General features: G+C 71.8%; 17 protein-coding genes. 7 read left to right on the top strand and 10 right to left on the bottom strand.

Going from position 1 to position 20,209, the window contains the following annotated elements; translation table 11 throughout:
- Nucleotides 1–207 precede the first annotated feature (207 nt).
- Both OG584_RS04200 and OG584_RS04195 read left to right on the top strand, forming a co-directional pair.
- Complete coding sequence (locus OG584_RS04200) at nt 208–1,305, top strand: chitinase (RefSeq protein ID WP_405775090.1); 1,098 nt, start codon at nt 208–210, stop codon at nt 1,303–1,305.
- Between the two features lie 167 nt (nt 1,306–1,472).
- Nucleotides 1,473–3,686, top strand: coding sequence for an alpha-galactosidase (locus OG584_RS04195; RefSeq protein WP_405775088.1), 2,214 nt, complete (start codon nt 1,473–1,475; stop codon nt 3,684–3,686).
- On the opposite strand, the gene OG584_RS04190 is transcribed toward OG584_RS04195, so the two are convergent.
- Complete coding sequence (locus tag OG584_RS04190) at nt 3,574–4,578, bottom strand: DMT family transporter (RefSeq protein WP_405775086.1); 1,005 nt, start codon at nt 4,576–4,578, stop codon at nt 3,574–3,576. The two genes, OG584_RS04195 and OG584_RS04190, sit on opposite strands and share 113 nt — an antisense overlap.
- Complete coding sequence (locus OG584_RS04185; protein ID WP_405775084.1) at nt 4,575–5,441, bottom strand: phosphatase PAP2 family protein; 867 nt, start codon at nt 5,439–5,441, stop codon at nt 4,575–4,577. Before OG584_RS04185 ends, OG584_RS04190 begins: the two co-directional genes overlap by 4 nt.
- A 194-nt stretch (nt 5,442–5,635) precedes the next feature.
- On the opposite strand from OG584_RS04185, the gene OG584_RS04180 reads away from it, so the two are divergent.
- A complete protein-coding gene (locus OG584_RS04180) occupies nt 5,636–6,289 on the top strand; it encodes a TetR/AcrR family transcriptional regulator (RefSeq protein WP_405775082.1) in 654 nt (217 codons plus the stop codon).
- Nucleotides 6,290–6,501: 212 nt separating this feature from the next.
- Here the strand turns inward: OG584_RS04180 and OG584_RS04175 are convergent, their stop codons facing one another.
- Nucleotides 6,502–6,795, bottom strand: a complete 294-nt coding sequence (locus tag OG584_RS04175) for a YciI family protein (RefSeq protein ID WP_405775080.1) — start codon at nt 6,793–6,795, stop codon at nt 6,502–6,504.
- Between the two features lie 53 nt (nt 6,796–6,848).
- On the bottom strand, nt 6,849–7,745 hold the full coding sequence (locus OG584_RS04170) for a GNAT family N-acetyltransferase (protein ID WP_405775078.1): 897 nt from the start codon (nt 7,743–7,745) through the stop codon (nt 6,849–6,851).
- Between the two features lie 130 nt (nt 7,746–7,875).
- On the opposite strand from OG584_RS04170, the gene OG584_RS04165 reads away from it, so the two are divergent.
- Nucleotides 7,876–8,343 carry a YchJ family protein gene (locus tag OG584_RS04165; protein ID WP_405775076.1) on the top strand — a complete coding sequence of 156 codons (468 nt, stop codon included), beginning with the start codon at nt 7,876–7,878 and terminating at the stop codon, nt 8,341–8,343.
- A gap of 34 nt (nt 8,344–8,377) precedes the next feature.
- Here OG584_RS04165 and OG584_RS04160 read toward each other — a convergent pair whose 3' ends face one another.
- Entirely contained in the window at nt 8,378–8,773 is a 396-nt protein-coding gene (locus OG584_RS04160; RefSeq protein WP_405775074.1) for a ribonuclease, read from the bottom strand.
- A gap of 269 nt (nt 8,774–9,042) precedes the next feature.
- Here OG584_RS04160 and tdh point away from each other — a divergent pair, with 269 nt between their 5' ends.
- From tdh to OG584_RS04145, 3 genes are read left to right on the top strand one after another with little or no spacing between them, the layout of a single operon-like run.
- The gene (gene tdh, locus OG584_RS04155) at nt 9,043–10,071 is read left to right on the top strand and encodes an L-threonine 3-dehydrogenase (RefSeq protein WP_405775072.1); all 1,029 of its coding nucleotides are present in this window, start codon (nt 9,043–9,045) and stop codon (nt 10,069–10,071) included.
- A 24-nt stretch (nt 10,072–10,095) separates the two neighbouring features.
- Nucleotides 10,096–11,283 carry a glycine C-acetyltransferase gene (locus OG584_RS04150; RefSeq protein ID WP_405775070.1) on the top strand — a complete coding sequence of 396 codons (1,188 nt, stop codon included), beginning with the start codon at nt 10,096–10,098 and terminating at the stop codon, nt 11,281–11,283.
- Nucleotides 11,280–12,194 carry a LysR family transcriptional regulator gene (locus OG584_RS04145; RefSeq protein WP_405775068.1) on the top strand — a complete coding sequence of 305 codons (915 nt, stop codon included), beginning with the start codon at nt 11,280–11,282 and terminating at the stop codon, nt 12,192–12,194. Before OG584_RS04150 ends, OG584_RS04145 begins: the two co-directional genes overlap by 4 nt.
- Nucleotides 12,195–12,236: 42 nt before the next feature.
- Here the strand turns inward: OG584_RS04145 and OG584_RS04140 are convergent, their stop codons facing one another.
- From OG584_RS04140 to OG584_RS04120, 5 genes are all read right to left on the bottom strand, one after another.
- On the bottom strand, nt 12,237–15,074 hold the full coding sequence (locus OG584_RS04140; RefSeq protein ID WP_405775066.1) for a glycoside hydrolase family 2 TIM barrel-domain containing protein: 2,838 nt from the start codon (nt 15,072–15,074) through the stop codon (nt 12,237–12,239).
- Between the two features lie 106 nt (nt 15,075–15,180).
- Entirely contained in the window at nt 15,181–16,437 is a 1,257-nt protein-coding gene (locus tag OG584_RS04135) for an FAD-binding protein (protein ID WP_405783878.1), read from the bottom strand.
- A gap of 99 nt (nt 16,438–16,536) precedes the next feature.
- Nucleotides 16,537–17,487: a M56 family metallopeptidase gene (locus tag OG584_RS04130; RefSeq protein WP_405775064.1), complete on the bottom strand. Its 951-nt coding sequence runs from the start codon at nt 17,485–17,487 to the stop codon at nt 16,537–16,539.
- The gene (locus OG584_RS04125) at nt 17,484–17,855 is read right to left on the bottom strand and encodes a BlaI/MecI/CopY family transcriptional regulator (protein WP_405775062.1); all 372 of its coding nucleotides are present in this window, start codon (nt 17,853–17,855) and stop codon (nt 17,484–17,486) included. The genes OG584_RS04130 and OG584_RS04125 overlap by 4 nt, the downstream gene beginning before the upstream one ends.
- Nucleotides 17,856–18,045: 190 nt before the next feature.
- Complete coding sequence (locus OG584_RS04120; RefSeq protein WP_405775060.1) at nt 18,046–20,109, bottom strand: MDR family MFS transporter; 2,064 nt, start codon at nt 20,107–20,109, stop codon at nt 18,046–18,048.
- Nucleotides 20,110–20,209: the final 100 nt, after the last annotated feature.

The raw sequence follows: 20,209 nt of genomic DNA, 5'->3' as shown, positions 1-20,209 counted from the left end.
CTAGCAGACGCGTGGCCTCAATTGATCAAAAGTTGTCTTGTTTCGAATCTAGCGCAGGTGTGTTCCGTGGTCGATCCTCTGGGCGCTCCCGCACTGCGGGAACGTCCGGACGGCGGCTGCTCGCAGGTCCATCTCCCGCTCCGTTCAAGGTGGTTGACGCAGGCATTCTTCACGGGTTGACTCAGGGCGTGAAATAAGTCTGGACCAATGCGAGGGTCTCTGCTGCCGGGAGGTACGCGTCCGGCAGGCCCCTCGCTGCGACCCCTTCCCCCCCCCACATATCAGGAAGGCTCCCCCATGGGCCACCTCTCCCGGCACGGCGGCAGGCCGCTGAGCCGTCGTATCCGTCCGCTCTCCATTGCCGTCGTGGTGGCGGCTGTCGCCGCGGGCACCGCGTTCAGCGCGCAGGCGGCCCCCGCTCCGGCGGCCGCGCCGCAGGCCGTGGCGCCCTACCTCTACAACGGATGGGGCAACCCGCCGGACCCCACCGAGGTTCAGCAGGCCACCGGAGTGCGCTGGTTCACCCTCGCGTTCGTGCTCAGTGACGGCGGCTGCGACCCCAAGTGGGACGGCTCCCGGCCGCTCACCGGCGACGTCGACCAGAAGACCGTGGACGCCGTACGGCAGGGCGGCGGCGATGTGGTGCCGTCGTTCGGCGGCGCCAGCGGCAACAAGCTGGAGGAGTCCTGCGCGGACGCGGACGCTCTCGCCGGGGCGTACCAGAAGGTGATCGACGCGTACGGCCTCAAGGCGATCGACATCGACATCGAGGGCGACGCCTACAACAGCCCGGACACCCAGCAGAAGACCGTCGACGCGCTCAAGAAGGTGAAGGCCGGCAACCCGGGCCTGGTCACCTATGTCACGTTCCCGAGTGACCAGAGCGGCCCCGACGACAGCATGATCCGGCGCGCGGCCGGCTCCGGGCTCACGGTGGACGGCTGGACGATCATGCCGTTCGACTTCGGTGGGGCCGGAAAGAACATGGCCGACCTGACCGAGCAGGCCGCCGACGGGCTGAAGGACTCGGTCAGGAGCGCCTACGGGTACACCGACGACGAGGCCTACCGGCACAGCGGGATCTCGTCCATGAACGGCATCACGGACAACAACGAGACCGTGACCACAGCTGACTTCCAGGCGATCACCGACTACGCGTCGCAGCACCACCTGGCCCGGCTGACCTTCTGGTCGGTCAACCGCGACCGTCCCTGCCCCGGCAGCTACCCCAACGACGACACGTGCTCGGGCGTCACCCAGGACGCGTGGCAGTTCAGCAAGATCCTCGCCCAGTACCAGGGCTGAGAAGTACCAGGGCCGACAAGGGGGCGGGGCCGGTGGTCCACCGGTGTCCCGGGCCGCGCCGACGCGGTCCGGGACACCGGACGCCTCGCGGACGCGTACCCGGGCCGGGGGCGGGGCACCGATGACCTTCCCGGGACGGCCCGGGACAGCGGAGAGGACGCCCCCGAATGACCCGCACCGCCCCCAGGACCGTGCAGCTGCGCTCAGCCGGCGTCGGACTGGTCGTCGAACTCTGCGCACCACTGCCCCGGATCCTGCACTGGGGTGAGGATCTGGGGCACCTCACGGACGAGGAGTGCGCAGCGCTCGCGCTCACCGCCGACGGCGCCGCGCTCCACAACTCCCCGGACGATCCAAGGCAGTTCACCGTCTGGCCGACCGAGGCCGACGGCTGGTCGGGCACCCCGGCGCACCAGGGGCATCTGGCGGGCGCCGCCACCGCTCCCAGGCCCCGCCTCGTGGGTGCGCAGGAGACCGGAGGCGAACTGGTCCTGCGGCTCGCGGACGACAGCGCAGGCCTCGATCTGACCCTCGTCTACTGTCTGGCCCCTTCCGGCGTGCTGGCGGTGCGGACCACGGTCGCCCGGCGCCCGGACGCCGACCCCACCCCGTACGACCTCAGCGCTGTCACCACCCTGCTGCCGCTGCCGCGCAGGGCCGCCGAGATCCTCGACTTCACGGGCAGGTGGTGCCGCGAACGGTCCCCGCAGCGCAGGCCGCTCGGCCACGGCAGCCACGTCCGTGAGCAGCGCCGGGGGAGGACCGGACAGGACGCCCCGTACCTCCTGACGGTCGGGGTGCCGGGCTTCGGCTTCCGCGGTGGGGAGGTGTGGGGCGTCCACATCGGCTGGAGCGGCAACCAGCGCTGGCTGGCCGAGCAGTTGCCCGAGGGCGCCGGGGTGCACGCGTCCGTGCTCGGCGGCGGGGAACTGCTCTCGCCCGGCGAGATACGGCTGGCGCCGGGGGAGACGTACACCACGCCCGTGTGCTGGTTCAGCTGGTCCGGCGCCGGACTCGACGGGCTCGCCGACCGATTCCACACGCTGCTCAGGGCCCGCCCCTCGCACCCGGTGACGCCGCGCCCGCTGACCCTGAACAGCTGGGAGGCCGTGTACTTCGACCACCGGCCCGAGCGTCTCGTCGCCCTCGCCGACACGGCCGCGGACATCGGAGTCGAGCGGTTCGTGCTGGACGACGGCTGGTTCCTCGGGAGGCGCGACGACACAGCCGGGCTCGGGGACTGGACTGTCGACACGTCGGTCTGGCCCGACGGGCTGACCCCGCTCGCCGACCGGGTGCACGCCCGCGGCATGCAGTTCGGGCTCTGGGTCGAGCCCGAGATGGTCAGCCTCGACTCGGAGCTGGCCCGCGCCCACCCCGGCTGGATCCTCGGACCGGGCTCCGGCCTCGGCCCCAGCTCCCGTCATCAGTACGCGCTCAACATCGGGCACCCCGGGGCCTGGGAGTATCTGCTGGAGTCGCTCGACGCGGTCATCACCCGGTACTGCGTCGACTACCTGAAGTGGGATCACAACCGGGACCTGCACGAGGCGGTCCAGCGCTCGGCCGACGGGCGGGACCGGCCGGGGGTGCACGCGCAGACCGAGGCGCTGTACCGGCTGCTCGACACGCTCAGATCAAGGCACCGGGGTCTTGAGATCGAGAGCTGCTCCAGCGGCGGTGCCCGGGTGGACCTGGGCGTACTGGCCCGTACGGACCGGGTGTGGGCGTCGGACTGCAACGACCCCGTCGAGCGCCAGGCCATCCAGCGCTGGACCGGTCAGCTGCTGCCGCCCGAGCTGATCGGCTCGCACGTCGGTGAGGCGCGCAGCCACACCACGGGGCGGCTCACCGACAGCTCCTTCCGGCTGCTCACGGCGCTCTTCGCGCACGCCGGCATCGAGCGCGACATCGGAGCCTGCTCACCGGATGAGCTGGCGCGGCTGAAGGCCTGGGGGGCGCTCTACAAGGAGCTGCGCCCGCTGCTGCACAGCGGACGGGTGGTCCGCGCGGACTCCGTCGGTGACGCCGCGCTGCTGCACGGTGTGGTGGCAGCAGACGGGAGCGCCGCCGCCTACTGCTGGGCAACGGTGGCGAGCTCCCCCGAGGCCCAGCCGGGCCGGGTCGTGCTGCCGGGCCTGGACCGCACCGGGAGTTACCGGGTGCGCATCAGGACCGAGGCAGGGCTGCCGTCGTTCCGTGAGGTGACGGCGCCCCCCTGGGTCACGGCCGCCCTCGGTGGCTGGGTGACGCTGCCCGGCCCGGTACTCAGTGGAGCAGGGGTTCCGATGCCGGTGCTCGATCCGGGGCAGGCACTGCTGATAGAGGTGCGGCGCACGGCGCGGGAGCGGCAGGAGCCGCGTCCGGCCGCCGGGACCTGACGGGCGACGGCGGCTCCGGCTGCGGCTCGGGCTGCGGACGAGCGGGGGCGGGCGGCGCACCGGCAGCCGTGCGGGTGAGCAGGACGACTCCCCGGGCCGCTGCCGCCGCCCCCACGACGGCCATCAGTATCCCGGTCGCCCCGCCCTGCAGGCGCTCACCGAGCAGCGCAAGACCGATCACCGAAGCGGCTACCGGGTTCGCGAGCGTGACCATGGCGAGCGGGGCCCCGAGGCCGCCCCGGTAAGCGGTCTGCGAGAGCAGCAGCCCGCCCACCGCGAAGGCCGCGACGAGCAGCGCCACGACGGCCGTACGCCAGCTGATCACCTGGCCCGGCGTGTGACCGGTGACCGAGACCGTCACTGTCTGGGTGAGCGCGGACGCCACCCCCGAGACGATTCCGGACGCGGTGGCGAACCGCAGACCGGGCCGCGCGCCCGGCCTGCCCGCGCGCCGTACCAGCCCGGCGACCAGGAGCACGGCCACCGCCGCGATGCCGAGCGCCTCGGGCAGTGAGAGCGTCTCGTGCGGGGCCGTACCTCCCGCGGCCAGCAGCAGCGCGGCCAGGCCGAGGAGCGTGAGTACGGTGCCGCGCCACTCGGTCCTGGCGACCCGGCGGCCGGCGAGGTGCGCACCCAGCGGGACGGCCGCGACCAGGGTGAGCGCTCCGAGCGGCTGTACGAGGGTGAGGGATCCGTATTTCAGTGCTGCCACATGCAGGAGTGCTCCGGCCGCGTTGAGGCCGACCGCCCACCACCAGGCGCCGTGGCCGAGCAGTCGCAGCCCGGAGCCAGGCCGGGTGCGGGAGGCGAGACGCTCCTGCGCCACGGCGGCCGTGGCATAGCCGACGGCGGACAGGAGCGACAGGACGACGGCGGCCAGGGTCGCGTTCACGGGCACCCCCCACTTACGGCGAGCGCGCGGGCGGGCTCGGACGGCTGGTCGTCGAGGGACGCCGCGGGCGCGGGCACCGCGCCCGCGGGTACGGCGGGGGTGCCCGGTGCGGCGGCCTCGACGGGACGGGGAGTGACGGCTCCGGGCGCCCGGATGACGGCCAGGGCGAGCGCGAGCAGCACCGTGGCGACGATCGAGTCGAGCCAGTAGTGGTTGGCCGTGGCCACTATCACCAGGAGGGTGGCCAGCGGGTGCAGCAGCCACAGCCACCGCGCACGGGAGCGGGTGGCGACGATCAGTCCGACGGCGATCATCAGCGCCCAGCCGAAGTGCAGTGACGGCATCGCCGCGTACTGGTTGGCCATGGAGTCGGTAGCGGGGGCGGAGCCGTATACGGTCGGCCCGTAGACCTGCCCGGTATCGACGAGATGGGCCTCGGCGAGCATCCGCGGGGGCGCCAGCGGTACGAGCAGATGCAGGGCCAGTGCGGCGCCGGTCAGCGCGGTGAGCACCCGTCGCACCCACACGTAGTGACGCGGTCGGCGCCAGTACAGCCAGACCAGGAAGAGCACGATCGCCGGAAAATGCACGGCTGCGTAGTACGTGTTCGCGATATGAATCAGCGAATCGCTGTGCAGCAGCGCCCGCTGCACCGAGCCCTCGTCGGGCAGCCGCACCGCGCGCTCGAAGTCCCAGACGTGGTCCGCGTTGCGGTACGCCTCGCCGACGTGGCCGTCGGCCAGCTGCCGGCCCAGCTTGTACACGAGGAAGAGTCCGACGACCAGCAGGAGCTCACGGACGAGGGGTGGCCGGGCTGCGGTGTCAGGCTCCCGTTCGACTGGCTCGGTGAGGGCACTCATCACCCCGACCCCTTTGCATTGCGTAACGGAATGTGCGAGGCGCTGTCCGGGCAGTCCGGACCGCACCTCATCGAAACGACAGTGTACCGATACGGAGACGTATCGGTACACCAGCGTATCGGTACACTGGCGTTTCGGTACTATGAGGTGCCGATGCCGCTCGTCACACCGTTCGTCCATATCGAAAGGGAGAGCTCATGCCGCCCCAGGACTCCGCGACGTCGTCCTCACGCTCCAAGATCACACCGGAGCGCGAGCAGGAGTTCTATGCGGCGGTACTGGAGCTTCTCCGCGAGGGCGGGTACGACTCGCTGACGATGGAGGGCGTCGCCTCCCGTTCGCGTTGCGGCAAGTCCACGCTCTACCGGCAGTGGGGGACCAAGCCCCAGCTGGTGGCGTGCGCGCTGCGCGGCACCCGTGCCGGGAACCTCACCAGCATCGACACCGGTACGCTCGCCGGGGATCTGCTGGAGGCCGCGAAGTCGCTGGGGGCGCACTCGGGGCGCGACACTCCGCTGATGCACGCGCTCAGCCACGCGGCCCTGCAGAATCCGGAGCTCCTGGAGGCGCTGCGCGAGGGCCTGATCGAGCCGGCGGCGGCCGCCATCGACGCGATGGTCGCCCGTGCGGTGGCCCGCGGTGAGGTCGCGGCGGACAACCCGGCGGTGGAGTTCGTGGCGCCGCAGCTGATGGTCGCGATGCGTATCCGGCCGATGCTGGAGGGGTGTTACGGCGACGCGGAGTACCTCGGCCGCTTCGTCCGGGGCGCGGTGCTTCCCGCACTCGGGCTGGCCGGTGCCCCCGGTAACGGTGGCCCCGCGACACCGGAGCCCCGGGCGGGCGAGGCCTGAGGCCATCGGCCCCGAAGACTGGCGGCCGTCGTCGAGCGGATGACGGCGGACCGCCTGCGCCGCACCGTGGGGACGGGGGCGGCGCGCCCCTCCGCCCGGAGCCCGTCCGTACACCGGCGGGCTCCGGGCGCGCAGGGGGAGCGCGGGTACGCGCCGCAGCGCGGGACTGAGGGTGCACGGACTGCGGCTGACCCGCGGAACGGATCCGGTCCCTACGGCTGCTGCCGGAAGGCATCCAGCTCGGGCGCGGTCTTCGTCGCGATGAACTCGGTGATGCGGTACGTGCAGACTCCCGCTAGCACGAACGGGTCCGTCGCGGTGAGCTCCTCGACCGACGCGCGCTCCGTGCCGGTGGCGAGGATGATCCCGCCGTCCCGCGGGTTCTTGCGGCCCGAAGCGATGAAGACGCCTGCGGCGTACGCGGCGTCCAGCCAGACGACATGGTCCCCGAGGAGCTCGTCCACGCGCTCGATCGGTGCTGTGTAGGACAATTCCAGTACGAACATGATCCGCAGGCTACTGCCGCGGCTCGTGCCGTTGCCGGGTGTGTCCGCACCCGTCAGGCCGGACGCGGGTCCAGGTCGAGCTGGAACTCGGTCGTGCGGTGGGTCGGTTCATAGCCCAGCGCGTCGTTGACCGCCCGCATCGGCAGGTTGCTGTCGGCGGTATCGGTGAGCAGTCCGCCGAGCCGCGGGTGGCGTTCGCGAGTCTGCCGGATCGTCTCGGCCTTCATCCAGCGGGCCAGCCCGTGCCCGCGGTGCCGGGGCAGCACACCGGTGCCGTAGTGCTGGGCGTCGCCGGTCCCGTCACCGGGGACGACCAGCTCGGTGAATCCGGCGATCGAGCCGTCCGACTCGTCCACCGCCGCCACCGTGTACAGCAGGTCGCCCCGTTCGCGGACGACTGCGGCGGCCTCCCTCACGCGCTCCGCGTCCCAGACCGCGGTGCCGTAGTCGGTGTCGCCCATCGGCATGTCGTCCATCGCGCCGTGCGACGTGGCGAACGTGCCGGCCAGCTCGTCGGGGACCGTCCCGGCCCAGGACACCAGCCGGTAGCCGGGGTGGGGCCGTGCGGCGAAGCCGGTGAGCGCGGGGATGTCGGCGTCGGCGAGTGCGAGCCGCGCGAAGGTGAGGTGCAGGACAGCGCGGAACCCCCGGCCCGTCAGGAACAGCGCTCCCGCGGAACCGGCCCCCGTCTGGGCGATGACAGTGGAGCGGCCGTCCTGTCGGGCGGCGGCCACGGCCGCTTCGAGCAGCTGCGACCCCGTACCCCTGCGCCGTTCGGCGGGGTGCACCGTCAGCTCCAGTTCCGCGAGGTGGTCCTGGCCCGGCTTGGTGAACAGCCGCAGGAACAGCGACCCGACGGGGCTGCCGTCTGTGTCGGACGCCAGCCAGACCAGCCGTCGGTGCGACGGACTGCTCGCCGGATCGGTCAGCGGGGTGACGCGGACGGACAAGGCAACTCCTGTGCTGGTGCGGAGGGTTGAGGAGGATTCCGGGAGGTGGAAGGCGGTGAATCCTGTCAGCGCGCAGTCCCGGCGGCAATCGGATTTTCACCGGGTGCCGCCGACGGGCAGAATGCTTGGTATGTCCCGACGTACTCCCCGGCCGCGGAGGCCCCAGCAGTCGCAGCAGGTCCGGCAGCCGCAGCGGATCCGGTACGCCGCGGATTCGCCCTGTCCCTGCGGCCTGCCCGCCCCGTACGGCGAGTGCTGCGGCCGCTTCCACGGCGGGCGGCTCGCCGCCCCCACGGCTGAGGCTCTGATGCGGTCACGTTTCAGTGCGTTCGCCGTCGGGGACGCGGCGTACCTGCTGCGCAGCTGGCACCCGGGGACGAGGCCGCCCCGCGTCGAGTTCGACGCGGGGCAGCTGTGGCGGCGCCTGGAGATCCTGGGGACCACCGGGGGGACCGCTTTCCACACCACGGGCACGGTCACCTTCCGCGCCCACTTCACCGTCCGGGGGGAGCCCGGCGAGCTGCGCGAGCACAGCCGGTTCGAGCGGTACGAGGGCGCCTGGGTGTACGTGGACGGCGACGACGGGGCGGACGGCTGATCCGGCGGTCCCGCGGTGGGACCGGGCAGCGGGATCAGCAGGTGAAGTCGACCTGCTTGAACGTGACGTAGTGGTCGGCGGTGTAGTAGTCCTCGGCCGTCTTGTCGCCGGTGATGATGCGACGGGTCCCCCGGGTGGAGCTGCCGGGCGTCTTCACCGTGTACTCGTGGTAATAGCCGGTGGACTGCGACGGCAGGACGCCCTCCCGGTTCTGGAAGACGACTCCGTCCTGGGAGTACGGGAACGGGCCGTTGGTCTTGATGAGATCGAGCGTGTCGTGCGCCTGGGACGGGAGGGCGCCGTAACAGACGGTGCCGCTGACGCTTGCATGGGCTTCGGTCGCGAGGAACACGGTAGGCGTGACGACGATCGCGGTGGCGATGCCGACGGCAGCAGCACGGGTGCGCAACGCGCGTAGAGTGATTCGCATGCGTCCAGGATGAGGGTGCCGGGAGCCAAGCGGAAGAGGAGTGATGAACCGTCACTTCCGCTTTACCCGGGGCCGATTGACCTCCACCGAACTTTCACGCAATGCGCGCGCACGGCCGGGCCCGGCCGTGGTGCACGAGGAGTCCGCTCGCGCCGTGTGAAGCTCCGCTGCGACCCCGCTTAAGAAATCCTCGATGGACTTGGCGGGCCGTCGCTCGGCAGATTGGTGTCCGACCACCTCACGTCACCGTCACGCCTGGAGCCGCCGCGATGAAGGCCCTTGTCAAGCAGCACGCCGAGCCCGGCCTGTGGCTCCTGGACGTCCCCGAGCCCGAGGCCGGCCCCGGCGACGTTCTGATCAAGGTGGCGCGGACCGGTATCTGCGGCACGGACCTCCACATCCGGTCCTGGGACGGATGGGCGCAGCAGGCTGTCGGGACGCCGCTGATCCTCGGGCACGAGTTCGTCGGCGAGGTCGCCTGTGTCGGCGCCGATGTCGCCGACATCGCCGTCGGCGACCTGGTCAGCGGTGAGGGGCACCTGGTCTGCGGGAAGTGCCGTAACTGTCTGGCGGGACGAAGGCACCTGTGCCGCTCCACTGTGGGGCTCGGCGTCGGGCGCGACGGCGCGTTCGCCGAGTACGTGGTGCTCCCCGCGTCGAACGTGTGGGTGCACCGTGCGAAGGTCGACCTCGACGTCGCCGCGATCTTCGATCCGTTCGGCAACGCCGTCCACACCGCGCTCTCCTTCCCGCTGGTCGGCGAGGACGTGCTGATCACGGGTGCGGGCCCGATCGGCATCATGGCGGCGGCCGTGGCGAAGCACGCAGGCGCCCGCAATGTCGTGATCACCGACGTCAGTCCCTACCGGCTGGACCTGGCCCGTAAGGCCGGTGCGACTCTCGCGCTCAATGTCGCCGAGAGCGGTATCGCCGAAGCACAGCACAGCCTGGGCCTCAAGGAGGGCTTCGACATCGGCCTGGAGATGTCCGGGCGGCCGGAGGCCATGCGGGACATGGTGGACAACATGACCCACGGCGGGCGCATCGCGATGCTGGGGCTGCCCGCCGAGGAGTTCGCCGTGGACTGGGCGAAGATCGTCACCTCGATGATCACGGTCAAGGGCATCTACGGCCGCGAGATGTTCGAGACCTGGTACGCGATGACGGTGCTGCTCGAAGGCGGTCTCGATCTCTCCCCGGTGATCACCGGCAAGTACGCCTACCAGGACTTCGACGCCGCCTTCGACGAGGCTGCCGGCGGTCACTGCGGCAAGATCATTCTCGACTGGACGGCCTGACCCGAACCCCTGAGGAGCACCCTGATGTACGAGTCCGTCCGCGACGGTCTGCGCGCCACCCTCGACGAGATCACCGAAGCCGGTCTCTTCAAGCCGGAGCGTGTCATCTCCACCCCCCAGAGCGCGTCCGTCGGCGTCGCCTCCGGCGAGGTGCTGAACTTCTGCGCCAACAACTATCTCGGCCTGGCCGACCATCCCGACATCGTCGCCGCCGCCAAGGAGGCCCTGGACCGCTGGGGCTACGGCATGGCGTCCGTGCGTTTCATCTGCGGCACCCAGGACGTCCACAAGGAGCTGGAGCAGCGCCTGTCGGCCTTCCTCGGACAGGAGGACACGATCCTCTACTCCTCCTGCTTCGACGCCAACGGCGGGGTCTTCGAGACGCTGCTCGGCGCCGAGGACGCGGTCATCTCCGACGCCCTCAACCACGCGTCCATCATCGACGGCATCCGCCTCTCCAAGGCCCGCCGGTTCCGCTACGCCAACCGTGACCTCGCCGACCTGGAACAGCAGCTCAAGGCCGCGGCCGCCGGCGGAGCCCGCCGCCGGCTCATCGTGACCGACGGCGTCTTCTCCATGGACGGTTATGTCGCCCCGCTCGCCGAGATCTGCGACCTGGCCGACCGGTACGACGCGATGGTCATGGTGGACGACTCGCACGCCGTCGGCTTCGTCGGCGACGGCGGCCGCGGCACCCCGGAGCTGCACGGCGTGATGGACCGCGTCGACATCATCACCGGCACCCTCGGCAAGGCGCTCGGCGGAGCCTCCGGCGGCTACGTCGCGGCGCGCGCCGAGATCGTCGCACTGCTCCGTCAGCGCTCGCGTCCGTACCTCTTCTCGAACTCGCTGGCCCCGGTGATCGCCGCGGCGTCGCTCAAGGTCCTGGACCTGATCGAGTCCGCCGGTGAGCTGCGGCAGCACCTCGACGCCAACACCCGGCTCTTCCGGACGAAGATGACCGAGGCGGGCTTCGAGATCCTTCCCGGCGATCACGCCATCGCCCCCGTGATGATCGGTGACGCCGCCGAGGCGGGCCGGATGGCCGAGCTGCTCCTGGAGCGCGGCGTCTACGTGATCGGTTTCTCGTACCCGGTGGTCCCGATGGGCAAGGCGCGTATCAGGGTCCAGCTCTCGGCCGCGCACTCCACCGCCGACGTGGAACGGGCCGTTGCGGCGTTCATCGACGCACGGGCGACAATGGCAGGGTGATCGACCCCCGCCGCCTGCGCATTCTGCGGGCCGTGGCGGACCACCGCACGGTGACCGCCGCGGCCGCAGCGCTCTATCTGACCCCTTCGGCCGTCTCCCAGCAGCTCGCCGCACTGGAGCAGGAGACCGGTCACGCCCTGCTGACCCGCAGCGGCCGGGGGGTACGGCTGACGGCCGCGGGTGAGATCCTGCTCACCCACGCCCACGCCGTCCTCGCACAGCTGGAGCGGGCCGAGGCCGAGCTGGCCGCCTACGCGGGCGGCGTGTCGGGCGAGGTCACCGTCGCCGCCTTCGCGACGGGGATCGCCGAAGTGCTCGCCCCGGCCATCCGGCTGCTCGCCGGGCGCAATCCCGGTATCCGGGTCCGGGTGCGGGACTCCGAGGGGGACGAGAGCCTGACGCTCGTCCTGGACGGGGAGGCCGATCTGGCCCTGGCGGTCGAATACCGCGGCGCACCCCGCGAGGACGACCGCAGACTCGCCCGCGTCCCGCTGTACGCCGAGCCCTTCGACGCCGTGCTGCCCGCTGGCGACCCCCTCGGCCGGGGCCCGTACGTCACCCTCGCCGAGCTGGCCGACAGCGAGTGGATCGGCCCCTATCCCGGCAACCCCTGCCACGACGTGGTGCTCCTCGCCTGCGAGCGTGCCGGGTTCGAGCCACGTCTCGTGCACTCGTCGGACGACTTCCGGGCCGTCGTCGCGCTGGCCGGGGCGGGTGCGGGGGTGGCCCTGGTGCCCCGCTCCGCGCTGCGCGGAATGGAGCTGAAGGACACCGTCGTCCGCCCGGTGGAAGGCCCGGCCGCGACCCGCCGGGTGTTCGCCGCCGTGCGCCGCGGCGCCGAGGACCATCCGCTGTTCCGGCCGCTGCTCGACGCCCTCGTCGCGGCAGCGGCCGGACTGACCACGGGGTGAACACCCGGCGGAACCACCGCACCGGGTACGGCGGGCCCGCCCTCAGGCTTCCGGGCCTCCGGTGAAGGTGAAGCCGAACTCAGCGGGCCCCGCGTGCAGTTGGTGCTGCGGAAGCACTCCCGGCCCGCATGACTGCGAGCCGATTCCGTGCTGGGCGTGGTCGAGGTTCACCCACACCCGGTCCGCCGGGCGCAGATCAGTACGGTGCTCCGCGGTGTCGAGCTGCTCGCTCGTCCAGCGCCGCGCCGTGAACCAGAACTCCGGATCACCCACCACCCGTACGCCACCGATCGAGACCCAGCGGACGTCGGCCCGGGAGCCGTTCTCCTGAGGGCGGACGTACGGCGTCTGCAGACCGTCGACCGATGTCTCCCACCTGCCGAGCCTCGACGCCGCGCGAGTGTCGGGATAGGCCTCACCGGGACCGCCGCCGAACCAGGCCGCGGTGCCGGCCCCGCCCGGCAGCGCGAAGCGGACACCCAGCCGGGGGAGTGGAACCGTCCACTCGCCCTCGGGGGTGACGGAGACCCCGAGCCGCAGCCGGGTGCCGTCACTGGTCCAGCGGTACACGGTGACCAGACCGATGTCCCGTGCGGCGGGCGCCACCCTGGTGCGCACCGTGAGCGCGGTGTCCGTCAGCTCGACCGCGTCCAGGCGGTGCTGCATCCGGTGCAGCCCCAGCTCGCGCCAGAGCTGCCCGTAGCGGGCGCCGTTCGTCCAGTCCGTACCGTTGTCGTTGTCCGTCGGAGCACGCCAGACGTCCAGCCGCAGCTCCCGCACAGCGGTGCCCCCGACCGACAGCAGCTCACCGGTGCGTGCGTCGAAGTCGGCAGGACCGAGGGTGAGTACCTCCCCTGTCCGGTGCGGGACGCTTCCCGTGGCCATGGCCACCGGCTGCCGGGGTATGGCGGGCAGCTGCGCCCAGGCGACCTCGTGACGGCTCCCGTCGGCGAGCAGGGCCCGTACGGTCCACTGGCTCTCTCCCGTACGCTCCGTGTCCGGCGCGGCAGGGAGCCGCACCTCGGCCTGCTCGCCGGGGGCCAGCGCCGGTACGCCGAGGACGCCCGCGCGGACGCTCTCGCCCTCCACGTCGTACGACCACTCGAAGACGAGGTGGGAGAGATCGGTGAAGTCGTAGCGGTTGACGACGCGGACCGTCCCCGCGGGCCCGTCCCCGCCGATGGCGACCGGCTCGATCACCTTCTTGTACTCCGCGAGGCCGGGGGAGGGGGTGCGGTCGGGGAAGAGCAGCCCGTCGCAGACGAAGTTGGCGTCGTGCAGCTCCTCACCGAAGTCGCCGCCGTAGGCGTAGCCGAAATCGGGGTGCGTCAGGCCGTGGTCGATCCACTCCCAGATGAAGCCGCCCTGATTGCGTTCGTGCGCCTCGAAGAGCCGTTGGTACTCGGTGAGGCCGCCGGGGCCGTTGCCCATGGCGTGCCCGTACTCGCAGAGGACGAAGGGAAGCCCGCTCCGCTCGGCCGGCCCCCCGTCCTCCCGGCGGCCGATGGACTCCACTTCGGCGTGCGAGGCGTACATCCGCGAGTACATGTCGGTGTCCGCGCAGGACTGGTCACCCTCGTAGTGGATGGGCCGGTCCGGGTCGCGTTCGCGGACCCACCCGGCCATCGCCGTGAGCCCGCGCCCGGTCCCGCACTCGTTGCCCAGCGACCAGACGACGACCGACGGGTGGTTCTTGTCGCGCTCCACCATGCGGGCGGCCCGGTCCAGCAGAGCCGGCGTCCAGCGTTCGTCGTCCACCGGATTGCCGCGCCAGTCCTGCTCGGTGAAGCCGTGGGTCTCCAGGTCGCACTCGTCGACGACCCAGAGCCCCAGCTCGTCGCAGAGCGCCAGGAAGTCGGGGTGGGGCGGGTAGTGGCTGGTGCGCACCGCGTTGATGTTGTGCTGCTTCATCAGCGTCACATCGGCGCGCATCGTCTCCAGGCCGAGCGTCCTGCCGGTGTCCGGGTGGAACTCGTGGCGGTTGACCCCCCGGAAGAGGATCCGCCGTCCGTTCACCTTGATGACGCCGTCCTCGACCCGGACCGTACGGAAGCCGACGCGCAGCGTGACCCGCTCACCGGCCGTGGCCAGTTCACCGGTGTACAGCCTCGGGGTCTCCGCCGTCCAGGGCTCGACCGGCAGCGACACCTCGTCGCCGGTCGCCAGCTCGACCCCCAGTTCCGGCACGGTCACCCGGCCGGGCACCTCGCTGTCGACCCGCAGGGTCCCCAGCCGGGTCACATGGTCGTAGGAGGCGTGCACGAAGAAGTCACCGGCCGCGCCGTCGGGCCGGTGCAGCAGCGTGACGTCACGGAAGATACCCGGCAGCCACCACTGGTCCTGGTCCTCCAGGTACGAACCGGACGACCACTGGTGGACCCGGACGGCGAGGACGTTGCCGCCGGGCCGCAACAGGGCGCCCACCGCGAACTCGTGGGGAAGCCTGCTGCCCTTGAACTCGCCCAGCTCCTCGCCGTTCAGCCAGACCCTGGCGCACGACTCGACCCCGTCGAAGCGCAGCACGGCGTCACCGGCCGGCGGCCACTGTGCCGGAAGGTCGAACGTGTGCAGGTGGTCACCCGTCGGATTGCCGGTCGGCACGCGTGGCGGATCGACGGGGAACGGGTAGAGGTGATTCGTGTAGACGGGCGCCCCGTGCCCCTGGAGGACCCAGTGACCGGGGACCGCCACCTCGTCCCAGCCGCTCGCGTCGTACCCCCGGTCGGCGAACGAGGTGTCGGCGGCGCCGGCGGTCGGCGAGAGCCGGAACCGCCAGCGTCCGTTCAGTGAAAGGGCCGTGGCATCGGATCCGGCATACCGGGCACGCGCCGGGAGGGCGCCACGGCCGGGGGACACGTCTTCGTAGTACGGGGTACTCATCTGTGCTGGCTCTCCTCTGTCGGGGGGTGCCGGAGGGGTCGGAAGTCCGGGCGGGCAGCCGGACGGCGGGGAAGTGACGGCGGGGGACGCGACGAGGTGGTGTCGTTCAGACGTCGTCGAGCAGCGGTGCCAGGAAGGCGTTGGTGAACTTGGACCGGGGGTCCATCTCCCGTGCCAGGACACGGAATTCCGGCATTCTCGGATACAGGGCTGCCAGCCGGCCGGGCTCCACGGTGAACAGCTTCCCCCAGTGCGGACGCGCGGCGAACGGCTCGAGCCGCTCTTCGAGCAGCCGGAGCACCGGCAGTACGGCACCGGCGTCCTTGAGCCAGGTGAAGTGCAGCCCGACCGTGTCGTGGCCGTATGCCGGACTCAGCCACAGACCATCGGCGGCCATCGTCCGCACCTCGCAGACCTGCAGCACCGGGGCGATCGCGTCCCGGATCGCGTCCACGGCGTGCAGCGCGGCGAGCCCGTCGCGCCGGTCCACCAGATACTCGGACTGGATCTCCTCACCCGCACTCGGGGTGAACTCCGCCCGGAAGTGCGGCAGCCGCTCGTGCCACGGACCAGGCACGCCCTGCTGCTGTGTGCAGTGCCCGGGGTGCACACCCGGTACGGGGTGCACCGGCCCGGACGCCTCGGGGGCCCAGGGGAACTCGGGCTCCCGGCCCGCCGCGTACTTGAGCCACACCTGACCGAAGTGCGGGCCGCGCCAGTCGGTGAAGAGGCTCACGCTGTACGCCGCCGATGTCACCGCGTCGAAGTGTTCGTCCAGGACCGCCAGCGGCAGCCCGGTGCGGACCCGCTGCGCCAGTTCGAAACCCGGCACCAGATCGAGGGTGAGCGAGGTGACCACGCCGAGTGCGCCGAGCGAGACCACGGCCCCCGCGAAGCGCTCACCGTCCCTTTCGCGGCTGAGGGTACGCAACTCACCGTCCGCGGTGACCAGTTCGAGCTCCCTGACACTGGTGGCGAGCCCACCCGTCGTGACCCCCGACCCGTGGGTTCCGGTGGCCACGGAGCCCGCGACGGAGATGTGCGGGAGCGAGGCCATGTTGGGCAGGGCGAGCCCGTGCGCGTGCACCACCCGGGCCAGCTCGGCGTACCGTACTCCGGCGGCGACCCGGACCGCGGGCGCCGCCGCCGACCGGTCCACATCGATCTCCGGCGGCAGCCCGGCCACCGAGACGAGGGTGCCGTCGGTGTCCGCGATGGCGTTGAACGAGTGGCCGCTGCCCAGTACGCGCACCCGGCTGCCGGCGGCGACGAGCCCGCGCAACTCCGCGAGGGTGGCGGGCCGGTCGATGTGCTGCGCCGTGAAGGCGACGTTCCCCGCCCAGTTCGTCAACATGTTCGAGATGGTAATCGGCGGCTGAGCGCCCGCCGCGGCCGTACTCCACGCGCGGCGGCCCGGCGCCTGAGCCGCATGGACCGTGCGGAAGCGCCCTCCGCGTGCCCGTCAGTGTCCGGTGTGGTGCCCGGCCCCGGCCTGCGCCGCCTCGATGCCGCCGTGCAGGTCCGTCGCCGCGTCGATCGCTCCGCCCGCGGACAGCGAGAGGCACACCAGCAGCGCGGCGGCGACGCCCGACACGGCCCGCCCGTGCCACCCGCGGCCCGCCGCGCCCGCGGAGCGGTGCTCCAGAAGCGCGGCGACCCGCCGCGGGACAGGGCCGGCTGTGGCGGCGAGCGCGACGCTCGGGCGTGCGGTGGGCGCGCGGTGGGCGGCGAGTGCCGCGTGGCCGATGGCACGGGCCGCGAGGGAGCGGTCACCGACCGCCCCGGCCGCCGCCTCGTCCGCGCAGCGCTCCAGGGCGTAACCGAGCGGCGCCCGCAGCCCGCGCAGCGCCGGATGGCAGACGGCGGCCAGCTCCGCTGCGGCGACGAAGAGGTGGTGGCGCCCCGCCAGGTGTGCGCGTTCATGGGCGAACAGCGCCTCGCGTTCCGCGGGCGCCAGCGCCCGCAGCATGCCGGTGGTGACGACGATCCGGCCCGGCCGGCCGGGCAGCGCGTACGCGTCGGGGGCGGCGTCCCGCACCACGGCCAGCTCTCCGCCGTCCCCGATCTCCAGCCGGGCCCCCCGCAGCTCCGCGCGCTGCCGCACCACGGTGCGTACCAGCGCTGTGACACAGACGGCGAGCGCGGCGCCGGCAGCCACAGCGGCGCCGGCGGTGACCGGCCCGTCGCCCGCCACCGGGTGGATCAGCCGGCCGAGCGCGGCCACCGGCGGCAGCCGCAGCAGGCCTGCTGCGGCGAGCAGTCCGAGCGCGCCGGCCGAGCAGCAGCCGAGTGTGAGCGCCGCGGCCGTCAGCAGCCGGACGGCCTGGCGGGGCGCCAGCAGCCCGGCCATCCGGCGGGCGACGGGCGCTACGAGCAGCGGCATCAGCAGGGGCACCCACACGGAGTAGATCACTTGCCCTCACTCTCCAGCAGCTCGCGCAGCAGCCGCTCGTCGTCCGAGCTCAGCCGGGACACGAAACGGGCGAGGACCGTGGAGCGGTCCTTTTCCTTCTCCAGCTCGGAGTGCATCCGGCGGGCCGTGAGCCCGGGAGGGTCCTCGGTCGGGGTGTAGGCGAAGCCACGGCCCTCGCGGGTCCTGGAGACCCACCCCTTGTCGTGCAGCCGGCTCAGGATCGTCGTCACGGTGGTCCTGGCGAGCCCGCCGCCGAGCGCGCGCTGCACATCTGCCGGGGTGAGCGGGTTCCCGTCCGCCCACAGCACGGCGAGCACGCTCGCCTCCAGCTCGCCGGCCGGGCGCCGCTCCGGGCGCTCCTCGCTCATGGGCCTCTTCCTCCAGGAAATGGCGCCGCTGCAATGGCACCGCTGATCCGGCGGGCGGGCCGGGCTGCCGTGGTCGTCCGGATCCTCCGCGGTGGAGGCCCCGACCACCATTATGAAAGAAAGCCCGGTGTTCCTGTCCCGGAGCCCCCGCCTCCCGGCATGACGCACGCGGCCGGGCAGCCGGAACCGGTCAGCGGGCCGCCGTGGCCGTCCCGGGGACGCGGGGCAGACCGGTGGCCAGGTCCTCGGCCAGCAGTCGCTTCGCGATGGCGTCCGCTGCCGCCCGCAGCTCGGCACTGCGGCGCCTGCCGGTGTCCGCCTCCAGCTGGTCGTTCAGCCACTGCGCCCAGGCAGCGGTGATCGTCTGCGCCTCCCGGAAACCCGCCTCGGTGTGCGAGAAGAGGCTGCCGTCCCGGGTGAGGTAGCCCTCGTCGACCATGCGGTCGAAGACCGGCACCAGCACCTCGGGCGGGATCCGGTACCGGGCCGCCGTCAGCCCGACGGTGGCGTGCCCGACCAGGCGGGTGAGCAGCTCGACCTGCATCACGGTCCAGGCGCCCGCCACATCGAGCCGGGTGTCGGACTCCGCGACGATCCGCCGGGCGGTGTCCGGACCCTGGTCGCGCAGGATCCGCGCGATGGAGAACTCCAGCATCTTGGCCGGGTCACCGGACGCGGGAGCGGCGAAACCCTCGCCCATGTCGGTCGACCCGGCGCGGGCGGAGTCACGGAGCTTCACCTGCTTCAGGAACAGGGCCACGACGAACCCGATGAGGGCGACCGGCACGGTCCACAGGAAGACGGTGTGGATGGTGTGGGCGTACGCCTGGATGACCGGCTCAGCCGTGTTGCCGGGGAGCTTGTGAAGGGACTTCGGGTCCTGGGCGGCACGGGATACCCGGGCCGGACTGATACCGGACGTCCCCGCCGCTCGCCCGATCGCCGAACTGAGCTTCGGCTTGAGGGTGTTGGCATAGATCGTGCCGAACACCGCGGTGCCGAAGGCGCTTCCCAGCGTACGGAAGAACGTCACACCGGAGGTCGCGGTGCCCAGATCGGAGTAGTCGACCGTGTTCTGGACGGCGATGGTCAGCACCTGCATGCAGAGCCCGATCCCCAGGCCGAGCACGAACATGTACAGCGACTCGCGCCAGACGCCCGACCGCGGGCCCATCCGGGACATCAGGAACAGCCCAGCGGCCATCACCAGCGACCCGGTGATGGGGAAGATCCGGTAGTTGCCCGTCTTGCTGACGACGTTGCCGCTGAACACGGAGGCGATGAGCAGGCCGACGACCATCGGCAGCGTCCGCACGCCGGAGATCGTCGCCGAGTCCCCGTCGACGTACTGCAGATAGGTCGGCAGGAAGGTCATCGCACCGAGCATCGCGAAGCCGACGATGAAACTGAGGATCGAGCAGACGGCGAACACCGGGCCGGAGAACAGCCGCATGGGCAGCATCGGTTCCGCCGCACGCGTCTCGACCACGCAGAACAGCGCGAGCGAGGCGAGCCCCAGCGCGAACAGGCCGATGACGGTGCCCGAGCCCCAGGCGTACTGATTGCCGCCCCAGCTGGTGGCCAGGATGAGGGAGCTCGCCCCGACCGTGACCAGCGCGATGCCCAGATAGTCGATGACCGGCCGGCTCGCGGATCTGACCGAGGGGATGTTGCGGGCCGCCGCGATCACCACGAGGATGGCGATCGGGACGTTGACGTAGAACGCCCAGCGCCAGGTCAGATGATCCGTGAACACCCCGCCTAGCAACGGGCCGATCACCGTGGACACCCCGAAGACCGCACCGATGGCGCCCTGGTACTTGCCGCGTTCACGCAGCGGGATGACGTCGGCGATCAGTGCCATGGCGGTGACCATCAGCCCGCCCGCGCCGATGCCCTGGACGGCGCGCCAGGCGATCAGCAGCAGCATGTTCGTCGCCAGACCGCACAGGAACGAGCCGGTGATGAAGATGATCGCCGACACCTGGAAGATCAGCTTGCGTCCGAAGAGGTCACCGAACTTGCCGACCAGTACGGTGGCGACCGTCTCGGCGAGCAGATACGCGGTGACCACCCAGGACATGTGCGCCGCCCCGCCCAGGTCCGAGACGATCGTCGGCAGCGCGGTGCCGACGATCGTCTGGTCGAGAGCGGCCAGCAGCACACCGAGCATGATCGTGCCGAACACGATGTTCCGCTGCCGGACATCGAGCACGGGTGGTGCGGCCGGGGCTGCGCTGGTGGCGGTGGTCACAGTGGGACCCTCACACCGTCGCGCGAACGGCGCACACGCTGTGGGCCGGACCAGCGATCGTCCGGCCGGGCGCTTCATCCCTTCGGCGGTACACGTGCCG

Origin of the sequence: Streptomyces sp. NBC_00859 (genome assembly GCF_045161865.1) — a bacterium.
In the GTDB taxonomy this organism is placed as follows: domain Bacteria; phylum Actinomycetota; class Actinomycetes; order Streptomycetales; family Streptomycetaceae; genus Streptomyces.
Note: the sequence above shows the minus strand (reverse complement) of the source record. Positions and strands in the feature narration are given on the sequence as shown.